This is a genomic window from Streptomyces sp. NPDC050743 (assembly GCF_044456925.1).
In the GTDB taxonomy this organism is placed as follows: domain Bacteria; phylum Actinomycetota; class Actinomycetes; order Streptomycetales; family Streptomycetaceae; genus Streptomyces.
This window is the reverse complement of the sequence record NZ_JBITGJ010000016.1, coordinates 55,647-80,988: the sequence shown is the minus strand read 5'-3', so window position 1 is coordinate 80,988 and position 25,342 is coordinate 55,647. Positions and strand designations below refer to the sequence as shown.

The 25,342-nt window shown below is 70.5% G+C and carries 20 protein-coding genes and 2 pseudogenes; 13 read left to right on the top strand and 9 right to left on the bottom strand.

The features are described from left to right. Window positions 1-36: 36 nt before the first annotated feature. Together ACIBJF_RS18350 and ACIBJF_RS18345 are read left to right on the top strand one after the other, a co-directional pair. The gene (locus ACIBJF_RS18350) at window positions 37-3,078 is read left to right on the top strand and encodes an alpha-mannosidase (RefSeq protein ID WP_399174769.1); all 3,042 of its coding nucleotides are present in this window, start codon (window positions 37-39) and stop codon (window positions 3,076-3,078) included. Between the two features lie 4 nt (window positions 3,079-3,082). Further along, window positions 3,083-4,333, top strand: a complete 1,251-nt coding sequence (locus ACIBJF_RS18345; protein WP_399174767.1) for an alpha-L-fucosidase — start codon at window positions 3,083-3,085, stop codon at window positions 4,331-4,333. Between the two features lie 60 nt (window positions 4,334-4,393). Here ACIBJF_RS18345 and ACIBJF_RS18340 read toward each other — a convergent pair whose 3' ends face one another. Together ACIBJF_RS18340 and ACIBJF_RS18335 are read right to left on the bottom strand one after the other, a co-directional pair. Next, the gene (locus ACIBJF_RS18340; RefSeq protein ID WP_399174765.1) at window positions 4,394-6,079 is read right to left on the bottom strand and encodes a carbohydrate binding domain-containing protein; all 1,686 of its coding nucleotides are present in this window, start codon (window positions 6,077-6,079) and stop codon (window positions 4,394-4,396) included. Window positions 6,080-6,201: 122 nt separating this feature from the next. Further along, on the bottom strand, window positions 6,202-7,311 hold the full coding sequence (locus ACIBJF_RS18335; RefSeq protein ID WP_399174763.1) for an ATP-grasp domain-containing protein: 1,110 nt from the start codon (window positions 7,309-7,311) through the stop codon (window positions 6,202-6,204). A 318-nt stretch (window positions 7,312-7,629) separates the two neighbouring features. Here ACIBJF_RS18335 and ACIBJF_RS18330 point away from each other — a divergent pair, with 318 nt between their 5' ends. After that, complete coding sequence (locus tag ACIBJF_RS18330; RefSeq protein WP_399174762.1) at window positions 7,630-8,535, top strand: metallophosphoesterase family protein; 906 nt, start codon at window positions 7,630-7,632, stop codon at window positions 8,533-8,535. Continuing rightward, entirely contained in the window at window positions 8,483-9,178 is a 696-nt protein-coding gene (locus ACIBJF_RS18325; RefSeq protein ID WP_399174761.1) for a 4'-phosphopantetheinyl transferase, read from the top strand. The genes ACIBJF_RS18330 and ACIBJF_RS18325 overlap by 53 nt, the downstream gene beginning before the upstream one ends. An 83-nt stretch (window positions 9,179-9,261) precedes the next feature. Here ACIBJF_RS18325 and ACIBJF_RS18320 read toward each other — a convergent pair. Continuing rightward, window positions 9,262-10,448: pseudogene (locus tag ACIBJF_RS18320) on the bottom strand (RNA-guided endonuclease InsQ/TnpB family protein). Window positions 10,449-10,459: 11 nt separating this feature from the next. Here ACIBJF_RS18320 and tnpA point away from each other — a divergent pair. Then, window positions 10,460-10,888 (top strand): annotated as a pseudogene (gene tnpA / locus ACIBJF_RS18315) (IS200/IS605 family transposase). Window positions 10,889-11,035: 147 nt separating this feature from the next. Here the strand turns inward: tnpA and ACIBJF_RS18310 are convergent. The 3 genes from ACIBJF_RS18310 to ACIBJF_RS18300 all read right to left on the bottom strand — a co-directional run bounded on the left by ACIBJF_RS18310 (window position 11,036) and on the right by ACIBJF_RS18300 (window position 12,723). Beyond that, a complete protein-coding gene (locus ACIBJF_RS18310) occupies window positions 11,036-11,263 on the bottom strand; it encodes a hypothetical protein (RefSeq protein WP_399174759.1) in 228 nt (75 codons plus the stop codon). A gap of 231 nt (window positions 11,264-11,494) precedes the next feature. Next, window positions 11,495-12,052 (bottom strand): toxin-antitoxin system, toxin component, encoded by a 558-nt coding sequence (locus ACIBJF_RS18305; protein WP_399174757.1) that lies wholly within the window; start codon window positions 12,050-12,052, stop codon window positions 11,495-11,497. A gap of 14 nt (window positions 12,053-12,066) precedes the next feature. Beyond that, window positions 12,067-12,723: a helix-turn-helix transcriptional regulator gene (locus ACIBJF_RS18300; RefSeq protein ID WP_351806899.1), complete on the bottom strand. Its 657-nt coding sequence runs from the start codon at window positions 12,721-12,723 to the stop codon at window positions 12,067-12,069. Window positions 12,724-12,963: 240 nt separating this feature from the next. Here ACIBJF_RS18300 and ACIBJF_RS18295 point away from each other — a divergent pair, with 240 nt between their 5' ends. From ACIBJF_RS18295 to ACIBJF_RS18265, 7 genes are all read left to right on the top strand, one after another. Next, on the top strand, window positions 12,964-13,635 hold the full coding sequence (locus ACIBJF_RS18295) for a hypothetical protein (RefSeq protein WP_399174755.1): 672 nt from the start codon (window positions 12,964-12,966) through the stop codon (window positions 13,633-13,635). Between the two features lie 105 nt (window positions 13,636-13,740). Then, window positions 13,741-14,739 carry a LacI family DNA-binding transcriptional regulator gene (locus tag ACIBJF_RS18290; protein WP_351806903.1) on the top strand — a complete coding sequence of 333 codons (999 nt, stop codon included), beginning with the start codon at window positions 13,741-13,743 and terminating at the stop codon, window positions 14,737-14,739. 141 nt (window positions 14,740-14,880) lie between these two features. Further along, a complete protein-coding gene (locus tag ACIBJF_RS18285) occupies window positions 14,881-16,236 on the top strand; it encodes an ABC transporter substrate-binding protein (RefSeq protein WP_399174753.1) in 1,356 nt (451 codons plus the stop codon). 5 nt (window positions 16,237-16,241) lie between these two features. Next, window positions 16,242-17,198 carry a carbohydrate ABC transporter permease gene (locus ACIBJF_RS18280; RefSeq protein ID WP_399174751.1) on the top strand — a complete coding sequence of 319 codons (957 nt, stop codon included), beginning with the start codon at window positions 16,242-16,244 and terminating at the stop codon, window positions 17,196-17,198. Continuing rightward, complete coding sequence (locus ACIBJF_RS18275) at window positions 17,195-18,070, top strand: carbohydrate ABC transporter permease (protein WP_399174749.1); 876 nt, start codon at window positions 17,195-17,197, stop codon at window positions 18,068-18,070. Before ACIBJF_RS18280 ends, ACIBJF_RS18275 begins: the two co-directional genes overlap by 4 nt. 57 nt (window positions 18,071-18,127) lie before the next feature. Continuing rightward, window positions 18,128-19,735: an alpha-amylase family glycosyl hydrolase gene (locus tag ACIBJF_RS18270; RefSeq protein WP_399174747.1), complete on the top strand. Its 1,608-nt coding sequence runs from the start codon at window positions 18,128-18,130 to the stop codon at window positions 19,733-19,735. 88 nt (window positions 19,736-19,823) lie between these two features. After that, window positions 19,824-22,001: a discoidin domain-containing protein gene (locus ACIBJF_RS18265; protein ID WP_399174745.1), complete on the top strand. Its 2,178-nt coding sequence runs from the start codon at window positions 19,824-19,826 to the stop codon at window positions 21,999-22,001. A 12-nt stretch (window positions 22,002-22,013) separates the two neighbouring features. Here ACIBJF_RS18265 and ACIBJF_RS18260 read toward each other — a convergent pair whose 3' ends face one another. The 3 genes from ACIBJF_RS18260 to ACIBJF_RS18250 are packed head-to-tail and all read right to left on the bottom strand — an operon-like array spanning window position 22,014 to window position 24,171. After that, window positions 22,014-22,943 (bottom strand): PDR/VanB family oxidoreductase, encoded by a 930-nt coding sequence (locus ACIBJF_RS18260; RefSeq protein ID WP_399174744.1) that lies wholly within the window; start codon window positions 22,941-22,943, stop codon window positions 22,014-22,016. After that, a complete protein-coding gene (locus ACIBJF_RS18255; RefSeq protein WP_399174743.1) occupies window positions 22,940-23,110 on the bottom strand; it encodes a hypothetical protein in 171 nt (56 codons plus the stop codon). Before ACIBJF_RS18255 ends, ACIBJF_RS18260 begins: the two co-directional genes overlap by 4 nt. Then, entirely contained in the window at window positions 23,107-24,171 is a 1,065-nt protein-coding gene (locus ACIBJF_RS18250; RefSeq protein WP_399174741.1) for a Rieske 2Fe-2S domain-containing protein, read from the bottom strand. Before ACIBJF_RS18250 ends, ACIBJF_RS18255 begins: the two co-directional genes overlap by 4 nt. A 137-nt stretch (window positions 24,172-24,308) precedes the next feature. Here ACIBJF_RS18250 and ACIBJF_RS18245 point away from each other — a divergent pair, with 137 nt between their 5' ends. Then, complete coding sequence (locus ACIBJF_RS18245) at window positions 24,309-24,854, top strand: Crp/Fnr family transcriptional regulator (RefSeq protein WP_399174740.1); 546 nt, start codon at window positions 24,309-24,311, stop codon at window positions 24,852-24,854. Window positions 24,855-25,342: the final 488 nt, after the last annotated feature.

Sequence of the window (25,342 nt, the reverse complement as noted above, 5' to 3'; positions counted from 1 at the left end):
TGCCCACCGCTTGCTCCCCCGCACTGGAGACCTCTGATGCACGACGAACGCCGCCGGATCGAGGAGCGCGCCGAGCGCCTCCACAACCAGCGCATCAAGCCCGCGGCCTATGCGGCCACCACGCCCCTCGCGGTCGAGGCCTGGCAGGCGCCGGGCGAGCCGGTGCCCTTCGAGGAGGCCGCCGCCGCGCCGTACGAGCCCTTCGCCATGGGCACTCCCTGGGGGCCGCCCTGGGGCACGACCTGGTTCCGGATGAGCGGACAGGTGCCCGCGGAGTGGGCCGGCAGGCGCGTCGAGGCGGTCATCGACCTCGGCTTCGTCGGGGACTGGCCCGGCAACCAGGCCGAGGCCCTGGTCCACCTCGCCGACGGGACCCCGCTGAAGGCGGTCAACCCGCTCAACCAGTACGTGGCGATCGCCAACCCGGCGGAAGGGGGCGAAGCCGTGCACTACCTGGTCGAGGCCGCCTCCAACCCGGACATCCTGGCAGGCGACTTCGCGGCGCCGACTGCGCTCGGCGACGTCCTGACCGCCGGCGCCGAGCCGCTGTACACCTTCAGGCGCGCCGACCTCGCCGTCCTCGACGAGGAGGTCTGGCACCTCGACCTCGACCTTCAGGTGCTGCGCGAGCTGATGGCGGAGCTCGGCGAGCACGAGCCGCGCCGGCACGAGATCCTGCACGCGCTGGACCGCGCCCTGGACCTGCTGGACCTGGACGACATCTCCGGTTCGGCTCCCGCCGTACGCGAAGCCCTGGGGCCGGTGCTGGCCAAGCCCGCCCACGCCAGCGCGCACATCATCTCCGGCGTCGGCCACGCGCACATCGACTCGGCGTGGCTGTGGCCCATCCGCGAGACCAAGCGCAAGACGTCCCGGACGTTCTCGAACGTCACGTCCCTGGCCGACGAGTACGAGGAGTTCGTCTTCGCCTGCTCGCAGGCCCAGCAGTACGAGTGGGTGCGCGACAACTACCCGCAGGTGTGGGCGCGGATCAAGAAGTCCGTCGAGAAGGGCCAGTGGGCGCCCGTCGGCGGCATGTGGGTGGAGGCCGACGGCAACCTGCCCGGAGGCGAGGCGGTCGCCCGCCAGCTGATCCACGGCAAGCGGTTCTTCATCGAGCACTTCGGCGTCGAGACCAAGGGCGTCTGGCTGCCCGACTCCTTCGGCTACAGCGCCGCCTACCCGCAGTTGGCCAAGCTCGCGGGCAACGACTGGTTCCTCACGCAGAAGATCTCCTGGAACCAGACCAACAAGTTCCCCCACCACACCTTCTGGTGGGAGGGCATCGACGGCACGCGCATCTTCACGCACTTTCCGCCGGTCGACACCTACAACGCCTGTTTCAGCGGCGAGGAGATGTCCCGCGCGGTGCGCAACTACGCCGAGAAGGGCGGCGCCACCCGGTCCCTGGCCCCCTTCGGCTGGGGCGACGGCGGTGGCGGCCCCACCCGCGAGATCATGGAGCGGGCAAGGCGTCTGCGGGACCTGGAGGGTTCGCCCAAGGTCGTCGTCGAGCACCCGGACGCCTTCTTCGCCAAGGCCCGCGAGGAGTACCCGGACGCCCCCGTATGGGTCGGCGAGCTGTATCTGGAGCTGCACCGGGCCACGTACACCTCCCAGGCCCGCACCAAGCAGGGCAACCGCCGCTCCGAACACCGCCTGCGCGAGGCCGAGTTGTGGGCGACGACGGCCGCGCTGCACGCACCGGGCTACGCCTACCCGTACGACAGGCTCGACCGGCTGTGGAAGACGGTGCTGCTGCACCAGTTCCACGACATCCTGCCGGGCTCCTCGATCGCCTGGGTGCACCGCGAGGCGGAGGCCGAATACGCCCGGGTCGCGCAGGAGGTGGAGGAGCTGACGGCCGAAGCGGTGGCCGCGCTCGGCGGCGGCGGGACCCGCGTGTTCAACACCAGCCCGTTCGACCGCGCCGAGGTGATCCGCACGGCGGCGGGCGCACCGGCGTACGTGCGGGTGCCCGCGAGCGGCAGCGCGCCGCTGGCGGACGCCGAGCCCGCGCGGCCGGTGACGGTCGACGGAAGGGTCCTCGACAACGGCCTGGTCCGCGTGGAGCTCGCCGCGGACGGCACCCTGTCCTCCGTGGTCGACCTGCGCGCCGGCCGCGAAGTCCTCGCCGGCCAGGGCAACCTGCTGCGCCTGCACACGGACCTCCCGAACTACTGGGACGCCTGGGACATCGACAAGCACTACAAGAACCGCTACACGGACCTGTTGGAGGTCTCGGAGATCGAGGTCGTCGACGAGGCCCCGCTGCTCGGCTCGATCCGCGTCTCGCGGTCCTTCGGCAAGGGCTCGACGATCACCCAGACGATCACGCTCCGCGCCGGCAGCCCCCGCATCGACTTCGAGACCGACATCGACTGGCACGAGGCCGAGAAGATTCTCAAGGCCGGCTTCCCGGTGGACATCCGGGCCCCGCACTCCTCAGCGGAGATCGCGTACGGTCACATCCAGCGGCCGACGCACACCAACACCAGCTGGGAGGCGGCCCGTTTCGAGGTCTCCGGCCACCGCTGGGTGCACATCGCCGAGCCCGGCTACGGCGTCGCGGTCCTCAACGACTCCACCTACGGCCACGACGTCTCCCGCACGGTCCGCGAGGACGGCGGGACGACGACCACGGTCCGCCTCAGCCTGGTCCGCGCCCCGCGCATCCCGGACCCCGGGGCCGACCAGGGCCGCCACCGCTTCACCTACTCCCTGCTCCCCGGCGCGAGCATCGAGGACGCCGTCGCCGAGGGCTACGCCCTCAACCTGCCCCTGAGGCTGGCGGATTCGGCGGGCGAGCCCGAGCCGGTCGTCTCCGTGGACGGGGAGGGCGTGACCGTGGAGGCGGTGAAGCTCGCCGACGATGCCTCGGGCGACGTGGTGGTACGGCTGTACGAGTCGCGCGGCGGCCGGGCCCGGGGCGTTCTGCGGACCGGCTTCCCGCTCGCGGGCGTATCGGTCACCGACCTGCTGGAGCGGCCGCTGGAGGACGCCGAAGCGGCCGACGGCGGTGTGCCGGTCGAGCTGCGGCCCTTCCAGATCCTGACGCTCCGCCTGCGAAGGGGCTGACGTCGTGCCCATGCAACCCTGGTTCACCGACGCCAAGTTGGGCATCTTCGTCCACTGGGGCATCTATGCCGTCGACGGCGTCCAGGAGTCCTGGTCGTTCTACGACGACATCGTCCCGCACGACCGGTACATGTCCCAGCTGGAGCGCTTCACCGGCGCGCACTACGACCCGAAGGCGTGGGCGGACCTGTTCGCCCGCGCCGGGGCCCGGTACGCCGTCCTGACGAGCCGCCACCACGACGGGGTGGCCCTGTGGGACACCCGGTACGGCGACCTCAACCTCGGCGAGGACTACGTCGGCCCCTACGCCCGGGCCCTGCGCGACAAGGGCCTGAAGGTCGGCCTCTACTACTCGCACTCCGACTGGAACCACCCCGACTACGCCTCGACGCGCAAGCCGGGCCGCCCGCCGGAGCTGGAGGACAACCGCTACTCCGAGGTCGCGGCCGAGGACGAGGACCTGGAGGCCTGGGAGCGTTTCCTCGCCTACCGGGACGGCCAGATCCGCGAGCTGGCCTCCCGCTACCGGCCCGACCTGATGTGGTTCGACGGCGAGTGGGACCGCAGCGAGGAGCAGTGGCGCATCCCGGAACTCGCCGCGCTCATACGGTCGTACGTGCCCGACGTCGTCTTCAACGCGCGCATGCTGGGCGAGGGCGACTACGCCACCCCCGAGCAGGGCGCTCCCATCGTGCCGCCGGACGGCCCCTGGGAGCTGTGCATCACGATCAACGACTCGTGGGGCTACCAGCACCACGACCACAACCACAAGTCGGTGTCGCAGCTCGTCCGCACCTTCACCGAGACCATCGGTGGGGGCGGCAACCTGCTCCTCGACGTCGGCCCCATGGAGGACGGCACCATCCCGCAGCCGCAGGTCGAGCGCCTCGAAGCGCTGGGGGAGTGGATCCGCGGGCACGCGGAGGCGGTGTACGGCACGGTCCGCGGCCTGCCGGCCGGGCACCACTACGGTCCCAGCACCCTCTCCGCGGACCGCCGCACGCTCTATCTCACCCTGTTCGACACCCCGCGCGCCGAGATCGGCGTCCGGGGCCTGGCGACGGCGGTCCGCAAAGTCACCGTGCTCGGCACCGGCACCGAGCTCGGCCACCGGGTGATCGGCGGGCTGCACGAGGCGGTCGGCGTGCTGTGGATCGACCCGCCGGCCGCGGCGGACCTCGACCCGTACGCCACCGTGCTGGCCGTGGAACTCGACGGGGAACTGGAGCTGTACCGCGGTTCGGGCCGGTTCTGATTCCCGGTTCGCGCGTGGGGGCGCCCGGCCTGGGCACCCCCACACGCTCGACCGTACGGATCAGCCGGTGAAGCCGGCCGTGATCGAGGTGAACTGCCAGTTGTTCTGGCTGATGCCGGAGCAGTTGCTCACCACGCCGCCGCCCGGGCACGGCCGGTCACGGTTGACCGACCAGAAGGCGAGCCGCGCGATGTGGTGGGAGTTCGCCCAGTCGCGGACCTGGGTCCAGATCGCCGCGGTGGTCGTCTCCTGCTGGTCGGACAGGCCGTTCATGCCCGAGATGCCGATGTGCGCGTAAGCGGTCGCGTCGTCCCAGCCGAAGGTCGACTTCAGCTTGTTCTTCAGGCCCTCCGCGGCGTTCACGGTGTTGCCGTACATGTCCGAGCCACCGCCGAAGTCGAACGGCATGATGGTGAACACGTCGATGTTCGCGCCGAGCGACTGCGCCTGCTCGATCAGCCGGTTGCCGTAGTACGTCGGCCCGGTGGTCGAGGTGCCGAAGGTGACGATGGTCTTCAGCCCCGGGTTGTTGGCCTTGACCGTCTTCAGCGCGGTGAGGATCTTCGCCTGCACGGCCTCGTTCTCGAACTCGTCCGTGTTCTCGATGTCCATGTCGACGGCCTTCAGGCCGTAGGCGTCGATCACCTTCTGGATGGCGCCGGCGAGCGCGGCGGCCGAGGAGCAGTTGGCGCCGAGCTTGCTGCCCTGCCAGCCGCCGAAGGACGGGACGATGTCACCGCCGGCGGACCGGACGGCGTTGATCGCGCTCTGGTCGGCGCCGCCGGTGAGCGGCCGGCTGCCGTCCCAGGCCGGGGTGCAGCCGCCGGAGTCCAGCACGAACGCCATCGTGAACCACTTGATCCCGGTCGCGCTCATCACCGTCGTCGGGCTCGGCGGATCGCCCCAGCCCTCGTACAGATACGGCGCGGCCTGCTTGAACCCGGTGCCGCCGCCGCTGCCCGCGTTCGTGGTCACGGAGACGGCGTTGGAGGCGGCCGAGACGTTCCCGGCCGCGTCGTGCGCCTTCACCGTGAAGGTGTACGACGTGCTGGGCGACAGCCCGCTGACCGTGGCGGAGGTGCCGGAGACGGTCAGCACCTGGTTTGAGGCGCTGTAGATGTCGTAACCGGTGACGCCCACGTTGTCCGTTGCCGCGTTCCACGACAGCGAAACGCTCGAGGACGTCTTGCCGGTCGAGATCAGGCCCGTGGGAGCGGTCGGCGCCTGGGTGTCGCCGCCGCCCCCGCCGCCCGGGCCGTCCAGGCTGACGTCGTCGGCCCAGTACGTGCCCTGGGCGTACCAGCCGTGGACGTAGATGGTGGCGCTGGTCTGCGAGGCACCGGTGGTGAAGGAGACGCTCAACTGGCTGTACGCCGTCGGCGAGGTGGTCCAGGTCGAGGCGCCGCCGTTCACGCCCAGGTACACATAGCTGCCGCGTACCCAGCCGCTGAGGGTGTAGGTCGTGTTCGGCTGCACGGCGACCGTCTGGGTGCACTGGGCGTTGTCGCTGTCCGTCACCGCGCCCTGCAGCGCCTTCGAGCCGCTGTGCACGGGGGAGGAGACGACCGAGCCGAGATTGCCGGTGCAGGTCCAGGGGGAGAGGCCGCCGGACTCGAAGCCGGGGTTGGTGAGGATGTTGGCCGCCTGAGCGGTACCCGGAAGGGCGATGGCGCCGCCGACCGCGAGAGCGACGGAACCGAGGAGAGCGAGAAGCCGACGTCTGTGACGTCCGAGTGGATTGCGCACACGATCTCCCTGTGGGGATGGGGTGTTCGGGAGTGCACGGCTGTGCAGAGGTGCGCTGAAGAATTTGGTATGGACCAATCCGGCTGTCAAGAACAGACGCAGAATTGGTCCATACCGGCGGACTAAAGAGGCAGGATCTCCACCGCCGAAGCCCTCTGCACGGGCAACGCCGGAAGCGCGATCTCCGCATCCCGCTGCCGGGGAAGCACCGCAGGCAGAAGCGACCGTGGCCCCGAAACCACCGTGTAGTCCTGCCCCAGGAACGGCGGCTCGATCACCCCGGGGTCCTCACCCAGCGCCAACTGCACCGCGGCCCAAGGCGCGTTCACCCCACACAGTGACAGCTGATGCAGGCCACCCGCGGGCCGCGTGTTGACGTCCATCAGCACCGGACGGTCGCCGAGCATGCGGAACTGGATGTTGGACAGGTGGTGCAGCCCGAAGCCCTCCGCGATCATCCGGGCCGGCTCCAGCCAGCGCTCGTCCAGGGTGAAGCCCCTCCGACGGCCGTTCTTGGTACGGCCCACCGAGAGCCGCAGCCGGTTGTCGGGCCCGGTCAGGCAGTCCACCGACACCTCGGGCTGCTCCAGGCGCGGCATCACCAGCCAGTCCACCGGCTGCCCGGACCGCCGCAGCGCCTCGACGACGAGGTCGAGCTGGACGTACGGGCTCGGGAACCCCTCCAGGTTGGCCAGCGAGAACGGGGCACGGGTGATCACCCGGAAACCGACCCCGCCGGCACCGGCGGCCGGTTTGAAGCAGGCCCTGTGCCCGGCGGCCTCCAACTCCTCGACGGCGGCGAGGAGTTCGTCCGCCGTACGCACCCGCCACCACGGCGGCACCGGCACGCCCACCGAGCGGACCGCCTCGTACGCGGTCGCCTTGTCCTCGAACACGGCCACCGCCTCGGGCGTCGGCGCCAGCAGCGCCGTACCCGCGGCGGCGAACTCCGCGCGGTGCCGCACGATCGCCGCCTGGTGCAGCCGGGGCACGAACACGTCGATGCCGCGCCGGGCGCACTGGTCGAGCGCGTACTCGACGTAGGCGGCCGGGGACAGGCCCTCCGGCTCCAGGTCGGCGGTGTCGGCGGCGGCCAGGACGGGGGAGTCGGGGTCGCCGTGCGTGGCATGGATCTCCACCGCGCGATCGCTGGGATTTCTGCGCAGCTGATCCATGAAGAAGACGTTCTCCGCGTACGTGCGGTTGAGCCAGACGCGTACGCGAGAGAGCATGCAGGCCGCCTTTCATGGTGTGCGGGCAGGGCTCGGCGGCCCGTGCCCGGGCAGGAGGGAGGAAGGGACACCAAAGAACCCCTGCGAAAAGGGAGGTTGGGGTGATGGTGTCGGGGCGATCATACGGCTTTCAAGAGCCCGCGCGTGCAACGCGGATGTTACGGATTTCCGGGGCTCGTCCAGTAGGCTCGCCGGGGCCCGTCCGGTCGTCGTCGAGCGCTGCCGGGCCCGCGCGACACGGGGCCGGGTGCCTCTTGTCGGGGCGTGAGGGAATGTGTTCTCGTGGTCCCGGCGGACGATGATCGAAAGGGGTGCGGGGTGGAGTCTGCGGCCGGGGCCGGGCAGCTGCTGGCCATCAGCGACCTGCACATCACCTATCCGGAGAACCGCGCGCTGGTCGAGGACATGCGGCCCACGAGCGACGAGGACTGGCTGATCGTGGCCGGTGACATCGCCGAGACGGTGGCCGACATCCGCTGGACCCTCGAGAAGCTCGCGAGCCGTTTCCGCAAGGTCCTGTGGGCCCCCGGCAACCACGAGCTGTGGACGCACCCGAAGGATCCGGTCACCCTGCGCGGCGTCGCCCGCTACGAGCACCTGGTCGGACTCTGCCGCGAGCTGGCCGTCGTCACCCCCGAGGATCCCTACCCGGTGTGGCACGGCCCCGGCGGCCCGGTCGTCGTCGCCCCGCTGTTCCTGCTGTACGACTACTCCTTCCTGCCGGCCGGCTGCGCCACCAAGGCCGAGGGCCTGGCCTACGCGCACAGCACCGGCGTGGTCTGCAACGACGAGTACCTGCTGCACCCCGATCCGTATCCGACCCGTGACGCCTGGTGCCGGGCGCGGGTCGCCGAGACCGAGCGCAGGCTCGCCGAGCTGCCCGCGGACCTGCCGGTCGTACCGGTCAACCACTATCCGCTGCACCGGCATCCCACCGAGGTGCTGTGGTATCCCGAGTTCGCCATGTGGTGCGGCACCGAGCTGACCGCCGACTGGCACCGCCGGTTCCGCGTGGCGACCATGGTCTACGGCCATCTGCACATACCGCGCACCACCTGGCACGACGGAGTCCGCTTCGAGGAGGTCTCCGTAGGCTATCCCCGAGAATGGCGCAAGCGCCCGGAGCCGCCGGGAAGGCTGCGCCGCATCCTGCCGATGGAGGTCGAACCCGGTGATCGAGGAGCTGCTCCCGGAGTCGGTCGTGGCCGTGGAGGCACACCGTGACGACCCGCTGTGGGACACCCCGCTCTTCCCCGAGGAGGCAGCGCTCGTCGAGCGCGCGGTGACCAAGCGGCGGCGCGAGTTCGCCGCCGTACGCGGCTGCGCCCGGCGCGCCATGGAGAAGCTCGGCGTCCCCGCGCAGTCCGTCCTCAGCGGTGAGCGGGGCGCGCCGCGCTGGCCGGCCGGCCTGATCGGCAGCATGACCCACTGCGACGGCTACTGCGCCGCAGCGCTGGCCCCGGCCGGCGATCTGGCCTCCCTCGGCATCGACGCCGAACCGCACGGACCGCTCCCGGACGGTGTCGGCGAATCCGTCTTCCTGCCCGCCGAGGCCGCGCGGCTCGCCCGGCTCCACGGGCGGCGGCCCGCCGTGCACTGGGACCGGATCCTGTTCAGCGCCAAGGAGTCCGTCTACAAGGCGTGGTTCCCCCTGACCCGCACCTGGCTGGACTTCTCCGAGGCCGACATCACCCTCGACCCGAGCCCCGGCGACCAGCCGCACGGCACTCTGCGCGCCGAACTCCTCGTCCCCGGGCCCCGGGTCGGCGACCGCCGGCTCCAGGTCTTCGACGGCAGGTGGGTCGTACGCGACGGAGTGGTCGCCACCGCCGTGGTCGTCCCGCATCCGTCAACTACTCGGCCGTAATCGATCGAGCTTGTTGACTCGGTTCGATACAGCTTTGCTTATGCTCCCGACTGCCCCTACGGCAGGGCGGTCACGGGTCACATCTACCGGTCTCCGTGTGGTGCGGGGAGCGGATCGGGCATGTTGGCGAATACCCACGCCGTGGCCCCTCGGTCGGCGATGTTGACCCCGGCGATGTGGTCGGCCGACCCAGCGAGGCCGCACCGACGACAGGAGAAGTGGTCCCGGGTCGGCCGGTTGGCTTTCCCGGTGTGGCCGCAGCGCGGGCAGCGCTGCGAGGTGTAGGCCGGGTCCACCTCGATGAACGGCACCCCGGCGCGTTTGGCCTTGTAAGCGATGAACGAGCCGAGCTGGTGGAATGGCCACGAGGGCTGGCGTGCTCGCTGGTCGCGGGAAACCGTGACCCGCTCGCGGATGCCCCTGAGTTCTTCGAGGGCGATGTCGCGTTCGGTGCGTTGGGCGACAGCAACGACAGTCTTGGAGATCTTGTGGTTGACGTGGGTGGCATGCCTCGCTTCGCGGCGGGCGCGCTTCTTGAGGAGCTGCCTGGCGCTCCTGGTGTGCCTGGCCTGGAGTTCGGCCTTCTTGCGGGCCTGCCACCTGCGGTAGCGACCCAGGCGGCGGCCTGTGTGATTGTCCCCGTCGGAGGTGGTGGCGAGGTTGTTGATGCCCCGGTCCACACCGATGAAGCCCTTCGGCTCGAACGCCTCCGGCTCGGGGATGTCGATGGTGGCGACCAGGAACAGCTTCCCGTCACGCGCCATCAGGTCGGACTCGCCCTTGCGGTGCTCGGCGAGCTGCTTGAGCGCTGTCGCCGAGCAGGCGAAGCGGACGTTCTTGAACCGGCCGTCCAAGGTCCAGATGCTCACCGTCTGAGCGTCGTAGTTCCACGACAGACGGCGATCGTCATAGTGTGTGCCGCGTCCGGGCGGAAGACGATCGGCCGGGACTGGGCCTTTTGGCGGCGCTTCGCCCCCTCGGGGCCGAGGTTCCCGGCCTTGATGCTCGCCCGCAGCGTGGTGTACGGGTCTGCGACCCGCTTGATGATGTGCTGCGCGGCCTGCGCGCCGAACCCACGGGCCTTCAGCTGGCCATAACACAGCTTGCGCAGCTCACGAACGCAACCCTTGAGCCTGAAGTGCTCGAACGAGATCTCCGACACCCAGTTGGCTGCCTCGTTCGCCGCGTGCAGGGTCCGCTCAACAGCCGGTGCCTGCACGGCATCCGGGGTGAGTTTGACCCGCACGGTGATCTTCACGCACCCGACCATACCAGTGATCCATGTCACCACGATGGGAGCCAAACCCCTACGTACGCAGGGGAAGAAGCGTCGTTTACACCTGCACGCGCACTTGGTCTTCACCCCGAAGTACCGGCGGCGGCGTCTTCACCGACACCATCCTCGTCGGGTGCGAAGAGGTCATGCGCAAGGTGTGCGAGGACTTCGGCGCGGAACTACGGGAGTTCAACGGCGAAACCGATCACACCCTCCTGCTCGCGCGCTATCCGCCGTCCGTTGCTTTCTCCCGGCTCGTCGGCAGCCTCAAAGGCGTCTCAGCCCGCCGCCTCCGCTAGGAATTTCCCACCCACGTCCGCAAGTACCTGTGGGGCGAATGCCTCTGGTCACCCTGCTACTTCGCAGGCTCCTGCGGTGGAGCGCCACTGGCCGTGGTCAAGGAATACATCGAGAACCAGAAGCGTCCGGACTGAGCGCCCCCGCCGTGGGAGCATCCCGAAGTGATACGGCGGCGCTCCGCGCCGCCCCCACGGCATGCGATTCCTCCCGGGCGTGAACACCCCGGGGTTCCTCGCAAGATCAAGCTGCACCCCGGCGGCGGCTCGGACCGCCCGGCCCGGTCAGGCCGGCGGGCACCAGTCGCGCAGCAGCCGGAAGAACTGCTCCTCGTTCCCCGTGAGGCCCGCGCGCGCCAGGGCCTGTTCCGCCTCGGCCAGCACGACGGGCGGTACCACGGCGGGCCGGCCGCCGTCCGATGGCCCGTCGAAGGCGGCGCGCACGGTGTGCAACAGCCGCAGATAGGCCTGCACGGCGGTGCGCTCGCGGTCGGTCAGTACGGCGGTGGGCATCGGTCGGCTCTCCCCGAGTAGGTGTCACGGTCGCGCGCCCTGCGGCGCACCTCTCCAGCTTGCCGCCCACCACTGACAACGCCGTTCGGCCGCGTCCCGGTTCGCCCGCTCAGCCGAGGCCGAATCCTTTCGCCCCTGCGCCGTACGGCCCCGGACCGGCCTTGCGGCCCCGGACCGGCCTTGCGGCCCCGGACCGGCCTTGCGGTCCGGGACCAGCCGTGCGGCCGGGGATCAGCCCTGTAGCCCCGGATATCCCAGGGACGCCTCGATGCGCCCGGCCACGTCGTCGCGGTGCACCGGGCCGCGCAGGGCCGAACCGGCCAGCCAGGTACGGCACTTGCTGGCCAGCAGCAGACCGAAGGTCTCGGCGTCCCGCTCCTCGGCGAGATCGAAACGGGTCCGGGCCGCGACCCGCTGCACCGTGGCCTGGAGCGCGTCCTGGTCGGTGTCGTCGTGCAGCAGCCGCGTGGCGACCCCGACGCCCTCGACGTGGTGTCCGCGGTGGTCGGCCTGCATGTGCCACAGCTCGTGGCCGAGGATGACCAACTGGTGGTCGGGCGCGGTGCGTTCCTCCACGACGACGAGGTCGCGGTCGGTCAGGTCCAGCCACAGGCCGCTCGCCGTGCCCGGCGGGAAGGGTGCCGCACGGAAGTGCACCGGGCGGCCCCGGCGGCGGCTCATCGCCTCGCACAGCGCGCCGTACAGCTCGCGCGGCGGCGCCGGCGCGGGCAGCGCAAGACCGCCCACCAGCTCGTTGCACAGCCGGCGCATGTCCCTGCCGATGCCCACAGTCCTCCCCCGGCTCACGACTCGGGCCGTTTGACGCTCTCCAGGAGCATGTCGAGCCACTCCGCGACCTTGTCCCGGTGCTGGTCCGTGGGCAACTGCGCGGCACGCCAGGCTATTCCGCGCACCCCGTGGTCCTGCAGCAGCCGCTCCAGCGGATCCTCGTCGGCCCCGGCGGCGGCCCGCTCCCGGTCGGCGAGCTTCGTCAGCAGCTCCTGCTCGGTGCGCTGCAGCGCGCCCGCCAGCGCCTCGGGGTCCTCCGCGGTCAGGAAGCCGGCGTGCACCCGGAAGAAACGCTGCAGCGCGTCGCAGTGCTCCATGGTCGGCCGCCGGTCGCCGTTGATGAGGGCGCCGGCCTGCTGCCGCGACATGCCCGCGCCGTCGGCGATCTCCTGCTGGGTGTACTTGCGGCCGTTGGGTTTCAGCCGAGTGCGCCGCAGCAGGCCGAGGCGCTGCAGAAAGCGCGCCTGCACGTCCGGTTCACCGGCGGGCCGGCCGGCGAGCAGGGCCTTGACCACCGGCTCCGGCACCCCGCAAGCCACGGAGAGCCGCCCGACGTCGAAGACCTCGGCGTGCGGCACGCCGAGCCGTTCGGCGAGCGCGGTGACGCGGGCGACGACGGCCGGCAGCTGGGCGGTCGCCGTGGCGCCCGGATCCTCGTAGCCATCCGTCACCGACAGAACTCCTACGTCTCTCGAGGGCTTCAGATGCGTCCGTGCTTCTCACGAGCGATCGCCGTGAACTTCCCGGAGAGTAGCGGGTGCGTCGAACTCACATCCAGGTGTCGCCACAACTGTGGCGAATTTCAGCCGTCAACGGGAACGGAATGCCACGATAGTTGACACGGTCTTGTCGCGGGCCGCAGGATCGCAGGGCCGCGTGAAGGCCGCAGAGGCAAGAGGGGTGACCTCCCGATGGCACATCAGGCAGGAGGGCAGCGGCCGGAACCGCGGCCCGTCCCCGACACCTGCGAGACCCAGGCGTACCTCCAGGACTACGCCGTACTGCTGGAATCCCAGGTCTGCCCGTCCCTGGTCGTCGACCACCGCTGGGACGTCGTCATGGCCAACGGCGCGTTCGAGACACTTTTCCGCGGGATGCGCCGGCAGGCGACGGCCATGCCCGGGGACAACTTCCTGCGGTTCGTCCTCTTCCATCCGGACGCGGGCGACATCCTCGGCGAGCACGAGCAGGGCTGGTGCCTGCCGATGCTGGCCCACCTCAAGGCCGCTCTGGAGACGTACGGTCACGACCACGAACTCCAGGCCATCCGCCGGGACATCGCCCAGGACCCGCTCATGGAGGCCGCCTACCGCCAGGGCCTGCCGCACTGGATCCATGCCGTCGGCGAGCGCGCGACCCGGCTCGACGGGGCCGTCCGGCTGCTGCTCCACCCCGACCCGCGGCGCGGCCCCACCGAGTGCCGCGTCGTCGAGGAGACGCCGGAGGCCCTGCGCGACCTCGGTTACCGGCGCCTTTCGATGGTCCTGCGCGAGAACCGCCGGCCCGCCGCCCCCGTACGCCGCCCGCGCCGCTCGCGAGGCACGGCGGCCCATCTCACGGTCGTCCCGACCCCCGAGAACTGACCCGGCACCGCCGGCGTTCAGGTCGCCGGCGGCGCCGGGTCGAAGGGCGAGCGCCCTGCCACCCTTCCGCAAGCCACTTGCATGACTTGCGCTACGCTTGCGTGCATGACACGACGACTTGCGGAAGTGGCGAAGAAGGTCGGCGTCAGCGAAGCGACCGTCAGCCGGGTGCTCAACGGCAAACCCGGGGTCTCCGACGCCACCCGGCAGGCCGTGCTGACGGCCCTGGACGTCCTCGGTTACGAGCGCCCGACCCAGCTGCGCGGCGAACGCGCCCGGCTCGTCGGCCTGGTCCTGCCGGAGCTGCAGAACCCCATCTTCCCGGCGTTCGCCGAGGTCATCGGCGGCGCGCTGGCCCAGCTCGGACTCACCCCGGTGCTGTGCACGCAGACCAAGGGCGGCGTCTCGGAGGCGGACTACGTCGAACTGCTGCTGCAACAGCAGGTCTCCGGCGTCGTCTTCGCCGGCGGCCTGTACGCGCAGGCGGACGCCCCGCACGACCACTACCGGCTGCTCGCCGAGCGCAACATCCCCGTGGTGCTGGTCAACGCAGCCATCGAACACCTCGGTTTCCCGGGCGTGTCCTGCGACGACGCCGTCGCCGTCGAGCAGGCGTGGCGGCATCTGGCCTCCCTCGGCCACGAACGCATCGGGCTGGTCCTCGGCCCCGGCGACCACGTGCCCTCGGCGCGCAAGCTGGCCGCCGCGCGGGCGATCGCCGCCGACCTGCCGGAGGAGTTCGTCGCCCGGGCGATCTTCTCCATCGAGGGCGGTCACGCCGCCGCCTCCCGGCTGATCGACCGGGGTGTCACCGGCATCATCTGCGCGTCCGACCCCCTGGCGCTCGGCGCGGTCAGGGCCGCCCGCCGCAAGGGGTACGACGTGCCGGGGCGGATCTCGGTCGTCGGCTACGACGACTCGGCCTTCATGAACTGCACCGAGCCCCCGCTCACCACCGTCCGCCAGCCCATCGAGTCCATGGGCCGCGCGGCCGTGGAGCTGCTGAACGCGCAGATCGGCGGCACCGCCGTACCAGCCGAGGAGCTGCTGTTCGAGCCCGAGCTGGTGGTACGCGGATCCACCGCGCAGGCCCCGCGCGGCTGAGTTCCCGAGGGTGATCGGAAAGATCCAGCTCGGTGTCAAATAATTACAGAACTCGCGCGACATCTTGCGGACCGATGTCGGCGGTGCTTGAGTGTGCGGCGCCCACCGCTCCTGCCATGAGTGCCATCAGGGGGTCCACCGATGACAAGCACCGGGTTCCGCCGTACCTTCGTTGCGATCGGCGTGTGTTCCTCGCTCGCCCTCGCCGCCACCGCCTGCGGCTCGGGCAGCGGCGACGACTCGGCCGGCGGCAAGACACGCATCACCGTCAACTGCGAGCCGCCCAAGAGCGCCAAGGTCGACCGGAGGTTCTTCGAGGACGACCTCGCCTCCTTCGCCAAGCAGAACCCGGACATCGACGTCGTCGCACACGACGCCTTCCCCTGCCAGGACCCGAAGACCTTCGACGCCAAGCTCGCCGGCGGCCAGATGGAAGACGTCTTCTACACGTACTTCACCGACGCCAGGCACGTCGTGGACATCAACCAGGCGGCCGACCTCACGCCGTACCTGAAGGACCTGAAGTCCTACGACACCATCCAGAAGCAGCTGCGCGACATCTACACCGTGGACGGAAAGGTCTACGGCATACCGCGTACCGGATACAGCATGGGGCTGATCTACAACCGCAAGCTCTTCCGGAAGGCCGGCCTCGACCCCGACAAGCCCCCGACGACGTGGGACGAGGTCCGCGCCGACGCCAAGAAGATCGCCGCCCTCGGAGACGGCACCGTCGGCTATGCCGACTACAGCGCCCAGAACCAGGGCGGCTGGCACTTCACCGCCGAGCTGTACGCACAGGGCGGCGACGTCGTCGGCGCCGACGGCAAGAAGGCCACCATCGACACCCCCGAGGGCCACGCCGTCCTGCAGACCCTGCACGACATGCGGTGGACCGACGACTCGATGGGCAGCAAGCAGCTCCTCGTCATCAACGACGTGCAGCAGATGATGGGTTCGGGCAAGCTCGGCATGTATCTCGCCGCCCCCGACAACATCCCCATCCTGGTCAAGGAGAAGGGCGCGAACTACGACGACATCGCCATCGGCCCGATGCCCGGCGGCAAGGCCACGCTCATCGGCGGCGACGGCTACATGTTCAACAAGCACGACACGCCCGCCCAGATCCGGGCCGGCCTGAAGTGGCTGGACCACATGTTCCTCACCCCGGGAACCGGTTTCCTCGGCGACTACGCCCGCGCCAAGAAGAACGACGCCCCCGTCGGCCTGCCCGAGCCGCGCCTGTTCACCGGCGCCGCCGACACCAAGGACCAGCAGGTCAAGAAGGCCAACGCCAATGTGCCGGTCGGGAACTACCAGGCCTTCCTCGACGGCAACCAGCAACTGCAGATGAAGATCGAGCCGCCCGACGCCCAGCAGATCTACTCCGTCCTCGACTCCACCGTCTCCGCCGTCCTCACCAAGAAGGACGCCGACATCGACCAGCTCCTCAAGGACGCGTCCGGCAAGATCGACGGCATCCTGGCCCGGAGCTGACCGCCATGACGAAGACGGCCGAACGGCGGCCCGTGACGCCTGCCGCCGTCCACCCGGTCCCGGCGCCGCCCCCGGTAGGGGGCCGGAGGCGGCGCCGCCTCGCCGACCAGGCCCGCGCCTACGCCTTCCTCCTCGGCGGCCTCGTCTGCTTCGCCCTGTTCTCCTGGTACCCGGCGATCCGCGCGGTCGTCATCGCCTTCCAGAAGTACACGCCGGGCTCGGATCCGGAGTGGGTCGGCACCGCCAACTTCACCCGTGTCCTGCACGACCCCGAATTCGGCGCGGCCTGGCGCAACACGCTCACCTTCACCCTGCTGGCCCTGCTGATCGGCTTCGCGATCCCCTTCCTCCTCGCCCTCGTCCTGGGCGAACTCCGCCACGCCAAGGCCTTCTTCAGGGTCGTGGTCTATCTACCGGTGATGATCCCGCCGGTGGTCAGCGCCCTGCTGTGGAAGTGGTTCTACGACCCCGGAGCCGGTCTCGCCAACGAGGCGCTGCGCTTGGTGCACCTGCCGACGTCCAACTGGTCCAACGGCGCCGACACCGCGCTGGTCTCCCTGGTGATCGTGGCGACGTGGGCGAACATGGGCGGCACCGTCCTCATCTACCTCGCAGCCCTGCAGTCGATCCCCGGCGAGCTGTACGAGGCCGCCGAACTGGACGGCGCGAACCTGCTCCAGCGCGTCCGGCACGTCACCGTCCCGCAGACCCGGTTCGTGATCCTGATGCTGATGCTCCTGCAGATCATCGCCACCATGCAGGTGTTCACCGAGCCGTTCGTCATCACCGGCGGCGGACCGGAGAACGCCACGGTGACCGTGCTCTACCTGATCTACAAGTATGCCTTCCTCTACAACGACTTCGGCGGCGCCTGCGCCCTCAGCGTCATGCTCCTGGTCCTGCTCGGCGCCTTCTCCGCCGTCTATCTGCGGCTCACCCGCACCGAGGGGGACAGCGCATGAGCACCCGCACCCTGATCTCCCCGGCCACCCTCGCCCGCCCGCGCGGCAGGGCGGTCTACTGGACCGTGTTCACGGCCGTCGTCGTCCTCTTCGCGATGGCGTTCCTCTTCCCGGTGTACTGGATGGTGACCGGCGCGATGAAGTCGCCGGACGAGGTGGCCCGGACGCCGCCGACGATCGTCCCGGAACACTGGCGCCTCGGCGGCTACACCGACGCCTGGGACCTGATGCAGCTGCCGCAGCACCTGTGGAACACGGTGGTGCAGGCGGCCGGCGCCTGGGCCTTCCAGCTGGTGTTCTGCACGGCCGCCGCCTACGCCCTGTCCAAGCTGAAGCCCGCCTTCGGCAAGGTGATCCTCGGCGGCATCCTGGCCACCCTCATGGTCCCGGCGCAGGCCCTGGTCGTGCCGAAGTACCTGACGGTCGCCGACCTGCCGCTGCTCCACACCAGCCTGCTCAACGACCCCCTCGCCATCTGGCTGCCGGCGGTCGCCAACGCCTTCAACCTCTATCTGCTCAAACGGTTCTTCGACCAGTTGCCGCGCGAGGTCCTGGAGGCGGCCGAGATCGACGGCGCCGGCAGGCTGCGGATCCTGTGGTCGGTGGTGCTGCCCATGTCCCGGCCGGTGCTCGGCGTGGTGTCGATCTTCGCGCTGGTCGCCGTCTGGCAGGACTTCCTGTGGCCGCTGATGGTCTTCTCCGACACCGACAAGCAGCCGATCAGCGTGGCCCTGGTCCAGCTGTCGCAGAACATCCAGCTCACCGTGCTCATCGCCGCGATGGTGATCGCCAGTGTGCCGATGGTGGCGCTGTTCCTCGTCTTCCAGCGGCACATCATCGCCGGGATCAGCGCGGGCAGCACCAAGGGCTGATGCCGCCGCGCCGCCTCACCGAAGGCGCCGCACCGCCTCACAGAAAGGTCAAGCTCCGTGGGACAGCCCACCCATGCCCGAAAGGACCGCGACTGGTGGCGCTCGGCCGTCATCTACCAGGTCTACGTCCGCAGCTTCGCGGACGGCGACGGCGACGGCACCGGCGACCTCGCGGGCGTCCGCGCCCGGCTGCCGTATCTCGCCGAACTCGGCGTGGAAGCCCTGTGGTTCACCCCCTGGTACCTGTCACCGATGAAGGACGGCGGCTACGACGTCGCCGACTACCGGACCATCGATCCGGCCTTCGGCACCCTCGCCGAGGCGGAGAAACTCATCGCCGAGGCGAGCGAGCTGGGCATCCGGACCATCGTCGACATCGTGCCCAACCACGTCTCCGACCGGCATCCCTGGTTCCGCGCGGCGCTCGCCGCCGGGCCCGGCAGCCCGGAGCGCGCACTGTTCCACTTCCGGCCGGGACGCGGCGCGCACGGCGAACTCCCGCCGAACGACTGGCCGTCGCAGTTCGCCGGCTCCACCGAACCGGTGTGGACGCGCCTGCCCGACGGGGACTGGTATCTGCACCTGTTCACGCCCGAGCAGCCGGACCTCAACTGGGCCCACCCGGCCGTCCGCCAGGAACACGAGGACATCCTGCGGTTCTGGTTCGAGCGGGGTGTCGCCGGCGTCCGCATCGACTCGGCCGCCCTGCTCGCCAAGGACCCGGCCCTGCCCGACCTCGCCTCCCACCCCGAACCGCACCCGTTCGTCGACCGCGACGAACTCCACGACATCTACCGCTCCTGGCGGCGTGTGGCGGACGACTACGACGGCGTCTTCGTCGGCGAGGTGTGGCTGCCCGACGCCGAGCGCTTCGCCCGCTATCTGCGCCCCGACGAACTCCACACCGCCTTCAACTTCTCCTTCCTGTCCTGCCCCTGGGACGCCGGCCGGCTGCGTGCCGCGATCGACACCACCCTCGCCGAGCACGCCCCCGTCGGCGCCCCGGCCACCTGGGTGCTGTGCAACCACGACGTCACGCGCACGGTCACCCGCTACGGCCGCGAGGACACCGGGTTCGACTTCGCCGCCAAGGCCTTCGGCACGCCGACCGATCCGGCGCTCGGCACCCGGCGGGCCCGGGCCGCCGCCCTGCTGTCGCTGGCCCTGCCGGGCGCGGTGTACGTCTACCAGGGGGAGGAGCTGGGGCTGCCGGAGGCCGAGATCCCCGTCGAGCGGATACAGGATCCGATATACCACCGCTCGCAGGGAGCCGACCCCGGCCGGGACGGCTGCCGGGTGCCGCTACCGTGGGCCGCCGGTATGCCGTATGCGGGGTTCGGCGCACAGCAGGAGCCCTGGCTGCCGCAGCCGGCCGACTGGCCCTCGTATGCGGTCGACCTTCAGCAGCGGGACCCCGGCTCCATGCTCTCCCTCTACCGCGAGGCCATCGCCACCCGTCCGGTCTTCGGCGAGGGCCCCCTGACCTGGCTGCCCGCCCCCGAGGGGGTCCTGGCCTTCACCCGCGCCGCGGGAGCGATGTGCGTGGTCAACTTCGCGCCCGCGCCCGTCGACCTCCCCGCGCACTCCCGACTCCTGCTGAGCAGCGGCCCACTGGACGACGCGGGCCGGCTGCCCCAGGACACGGCGGCCTGGCTGCACGCCTGAGCCGCGCCCGCGCGCCGGACCCGGGCTCGGCCGGTCCGGTGCTCCGCACCAGCTGTCCCGCACACCCCCACCACGAAGGGATCAGCACATGCACAGCAGCACGAGCGGATATGTCAGGCGCATGCTGGCCATCGCGGCGGTCGTCGCCCTCGCGGCCGGCATGCTGACCGCCATGGCCCCCGCCGCCCACGCGGCCTCGGGCGCCGCCCTCCCCTTCACCTCCGTGGAGGCCGAGTCGGCGACCACCACCGGCACGAAGATCGGCCCCGACTACACACAGGGCACCCTGGCCTCGGAGGCCTCCGGACGGCAGGCGGTCCGGCTGTCGGCCGGGCAGCGGGTGGAGTTCACCGCGCCGCGGGCCTCCAACGCGCTGAACATCGCATACAGCGTCCCGGACGGTCAGTCGGGCTCGCTGAACGTGTACGTCAACGGCACCAAGCTCGCCAAGACCATCCTGGGCACCGCCAAGTACTCGTACATCGACACCGGATGGATCCCCGGCGCCAAGACGCACCACTTCTTCGACAACGCCCGGCTGCTGCTGGGCCGGAACGTCCAGCCCGGCGACAAGGTCGCCGTCGAGGCGACCGGTACCCAGGTCACGGTCGACGTCGCCGACTTCGAGCAGGTCGCGGCGCCCGCCTCCCAGCCCGCCGGCTCGGTGTCCGTCGTCTCCAAGGGCGCCGACCCCAGCGGCAACGGCGACTCCACCCAGGCCTTCCGGGACGCCATCGCCGCCGCCCAGGGCGGGACGGTGTGGATCCCGCCGGGTGACTACCGGATCACCTCGTCGCTCAACGGCGTGCAGAACGTGACCCTCCAGGGGGCCGGCAGCTGGTACTCGGTGGTGCACACCTCCCGGTTCATCGACCAGTCCGGCTCCTCCGGGAACGTCCACATCAAGGACTTCGCGGTGATCGGCGAGGTCACCGAGCGCGTCGACTCCAGCCCCGACAACTTCGTCAACGGCTCCCTCGGCCCGAACTCCTCCGTCTCCGGCATGTGGATCCAGCACATGAAGTGCGGCATGTGGCTGACCGGCACCAACGACAACCTGGTGGTGGAGAACAACCGCTTCCTCGACACCACCGCCGACGGCATCAACCTCAACGGCACCGCCAAGGGCGTCGTCGTCCGCGACAACTTCCTCCGCAACCAGGGCGACGACGCGCTCGCCATGTGGTCGCTGTACTCGCCGGACACGAACTCCAGCTTCGAGAACAACACGATCTCGCAGCCCAACCTCGCCAACGGCATCGCGATCTACGGCGGCACGGACCTCTCCGTGAAGAACAACCTGATCTCCGACACCAACGCCCTCGGCAGCGGCATCGCGATCTCCAACCAGAAGTTCATGGACCCCTTCCAGCCGCTGTCCGGCACCATCACGGTCGACGGCAACACCCTGGTCCGCACCGGGGCGATGAACCCCAACTGGAACCATCCGATGGGCGCGCTGCGGGTCGACTCCTACGACAGCGCGATCAACGCCACCGTCAACATCACCGACACCACGATCACCGACAGCCCGTACAGCGCCTTCGAGTTCGTCTCCGGCGGCGGACAGGGCTACCCGGTGAGGAACGTCAACGTGACCGGCGCGACGGTGAGGAAAACCGGAACGGTCGCCGTCCAGGCCGAGGCGCAGGGCGCGGCCACCTTCAAGAACGTCACCGCCACCCAGGTCGGCGCCGCCGGCGTCTACAACTGCCCCTACCCGGCGAACTCCGGCTCCTTCACCCTCACCGACGGCGGCGGCAACTCCGGGTGGAGCAGCACCTGGTCGGACTGCTCGACCTGGCCGCAGCCCGGCCAGGGCAACCCCGAACCGGACCCGAACCGCAACCTCGCCAAGGGCCGGCCGGCCACCGCGACCGGCTCCCAGGACGTCTACACGCCCGGCAAGGCGGTCGACGGCGACGCGAACTCCTACTGGGAGTCCACCAACAACGCCTTCCCGCAGTCCTGGACGGTCGACCTCGGCTCGTCCTACGCCGTACGCCGCCTGGTGCTGAAGCTGCCGCCGTCCTCGGCCTGGGGCGCGCGCACCCAGACCATCACGGTGCTCGGCAGCACCGACGGCTCGGCCTACTCGACCGTCGTGGGCTCCCAGGGCTACCGCTTCGACCCCGCCACCGGAAACACGGCCACGGTCGCCCTGCCGAGCACCACGAACCTGCGGTACCTCCGCCTCACCGTCAGCGCCAACACGGGCTGGCCGGCAGGGCAGTTCAGTGAGGTGGAGGCCTACCTGACGTCCTGATTCAGGCCCGCGTCACAGATCCAGCACCAGACGGGCGCCCCGGCAGCGGGACACGCAGATCATCATCGTGTCACCCGCCGACCGCTCCTCCTCGGTGAGGACCGAGTCCCGGTGATCCGGGGCGCCCTCCAGCACATCGGTCTCACAGGTGCCGCAGGTCCCCTCCGTGCAGGAGTACAGCACCTCGGCCCCGGCGGCGCGCACCGCGTCCAGCACGGACACCTCCGGCGGGACGGTGACGGTACGACCGCTGCGCGCCAGGACGACCTTGAACTCCTCGTCACTGCCAGCCTGTTGGTGCTTCGGCTGGAAGCGCTCCACCCGCAGCACTCCGGCCGGACAGCGCTCCTCGACGGCGTCCAGCAGGGGCCCCGGACCGCAGCAGTACACCAGGGTGCCGTCGGGCAGGTCGTCCAGTACCGGTCCCAGGTCGAGCAGGCCGGTCTCGTCCTGCGGGGCGAGGGTGACCCGGTCGCCGTAGCGGGCCAGCTCCTGCGTGAACGCCATCGAGGAGCGGGTGCGCCCGCCGTAGAGCAACGTCCAGTCGGTGCCCGCCTGTTCCGCCGCCGCGAGCATCGGCAGGATCGGGGTGATGCCGATGCCGCCCGCGATGAACCGGTAGCGGGGCGCGGGCTCGTGCCGGAAGTGGTTGCGCGGCCCGCGCACCCGTACCTTCCCTGCCTCGCCCAGCTGCTCGTGCACATGGGCCGATCCACCCCGCCCGTCCCATTCCCGCAGCACCGCGATCCGCCACGCTGACCGGTCCGCCGGATCGCCGCACAGGGAGTACTGCCGTTCCAGCCCCGGCCCGAGCAACAGGTCCACATGGGCGCCGGGCTCCCAGGAGGGCAGCTCATGGCCCAGCGGATCGCGCAGCGTCAGGGCCAGCACCCCGTCGGCGGCGAACTCCCGGGCGGCGACGACGAGTTCCAGTTCGGTCACCGTACGGCCTCTTCGCTGTCGTGTCCTTCGGGATGCGCCAGCATCCACTCCCACATCCGCACCGGGTCGTCAGCGGTGTGCTGCGCGCCGCAGTGGCAGGTGCCGTGCAGCAGATCGGTGCCCGGCAGCCAGTGGATCCGGTAGACCTCGCCGGTGCCGGGGCTCACCGGACCTCCTCGGCCGGCTTGTCGCCCTCCTCCACCAGCCGGGCCAGGATCCGGCGCGCGGCCAGGCCGCCGGTGTCGATGTTGATGCTCAGCTCCTGGTAACCGGTGCGTTCGGTGCCGAGGGTGCGCTGCAGCAGGTTGAGCGCGTCCACGTCCTGCATGACGACGGTGTGGTTGTTGGCCCGCAGGAACTCGGTGACCTCGGCGTCCTCGGTCGCCCAGTCCCGGGACACGGCCCAGAAGTCGTACACCTTGCCGTCGCCCGAGGGCGTTATGGCGTAGGTGATCTCGGTGTGGAAGCCGTGCGGGTCGCTGCCGTCCGGCTCCGGTACCGCGCCCACCGGCGCGATCCGGCTGTGCAGCAGATACAGGCAGGGCGCGTGGTACTCGATGTCCTGCCAGCGGGTGATCCGGCCCGCGATGCCGGTCGAACGGGCGTAGAACGGCGGGCACTCGGCGTCGTCCATGTGCCGGCTGACCCGGACCACGCCCGCACCCTCGTCCACCTCGGTGGTGATGGGCGTCTCGGCGACCTCCGGAGTGCCGATGTAACCGCCGTGCAGATACGTCTCGTGGGACAGGTCCAGGAGGTTGTCGACGAGCAGGCCGTAGTCGGCGTCGATGGGCTCCATGCCGCGTACGGTGGTCCAGCCGGGGGAGTCCAGATGGCGGGCCCGCGGGATCGTCTGCGGGTCGGCGAGCGCCGGGTCGCCGATCCACACCCAGACCAGCGAGTCCTGCTCCACCACCGGGTAGGAGGCGACGCGCGCGGTGCGCGGGATGCGTTTCTGGCCCGGCACGTACACACAGGCGCCGGTGCGGTCGTAGGTGAAACCGTGGTAACCGCAGACGATCCGGTCGCCGTCCAGGCCGCTCGAGGAGAGCGGGTAGCGTCGGTGGACGCACCGGTCGTGCAGGGCGACCGGGCTGCCGTCCTCCTCGGCGCGGTAGAGGACGAGCGGCTCCCCGAGGATCGTCCGGCCGAGCAACTCGCGCCCGACCTCCTCACTGTAGGCGGCGACGTACCACTGATTCCTTGCGAAAGCGGTCATGTGCGGCATGCTTGCGGCTCCCGTCAGTGGGTGGTGGCCACATCGTCGGGAGGCCCCGGCCCGGCCGCAATGCCCGCTTCCGCCTCGCGGAAGAACCGTTCGCCAGAGGTCTTAGCCGTCCGCCGCCGAAGCCCTATCGTCGAGAGGTGACGTACGCACCGTCGCACGACGCGGACCACGGGGCCGGCTGGCCGAGAGGCAGCTTCCTCGGCAGGCTGTCCGACGCGGCGCTCGAAGACCTGCTGGCGCTCGGGCGCCCACGCGACTTCGGCGCCAAGGACCTGCTGATCCGTCAGGGAAACACCGACCGCCACACGCTTCTGCTGCTCTCCTGCCTCGCCAAGGTCACGGCGACCGCGGAGAACGGCCGGGAGTCCCTGCTGGCCATCCGGCTCGGCGGGGACATCATCGGGGAGATGGCGGCGGTCGCGGGCATGCCGCGTACGGCGACGGTCACCGCGTGCGGACCGGTGACCGCGCGGTCCGTGTCCCACGAGGCGCTGCGTGCGTTCCTGCTGCGCCGCCCCGATGCCGCGGTGGAGCTGGCGGGCATCGTCTCCGAACGGCTGCGCTGGGCGAACAACCGGCGGCTGGAGTTGCGCGGTTACAGTGTGACGAACCCTTTCCGCTCATCCTGTACTCCACCAGCCTGCGCTGTGCGATCCTGCACGACGCCCATTTGGAGAAGGTGATTTTGACCGGTTGGGCAGGGCAATGCGATGGGGAACGCGGTGCTGTTCGGTCCCATGGCCGCCCTGACCAACCTCGTCTTCCTGACCACGACGTCGGCTCCGAGCGACTGACAGGGGTTTGTTCCTCCCGCGCCGGCGAATTCCTCGTCTCGCCGGCCCGGCGGAGGCGACGACGCTGAGGCCGGCGTGCGGGGCGGTGCCGCCTGCTCGCCGGCGTACGTCAGGATGTGCGCGGTGGTGCAGGCGTGTCCCTCGTCGTTGGGGGCGTTCGGGCCGCTCGCGCCGCTACCGGTCCACCGGCCGCAGAGGGTCCGTGCCGCCTTCCTTGGCCGGCCCCGGCTGGATGGCCGAGTCTGTCGATCAGGCGTACCACCAGAGTCGCGCACACCTGCTGCCGGACGAACTGTGGGAGCTGTTCCAGCGGGTGGTGCCGGAGGCGCCGACCCGCCCGCAAGGAGGTGGCCGAGGCAGTTTCCCGGCCCGGCCCC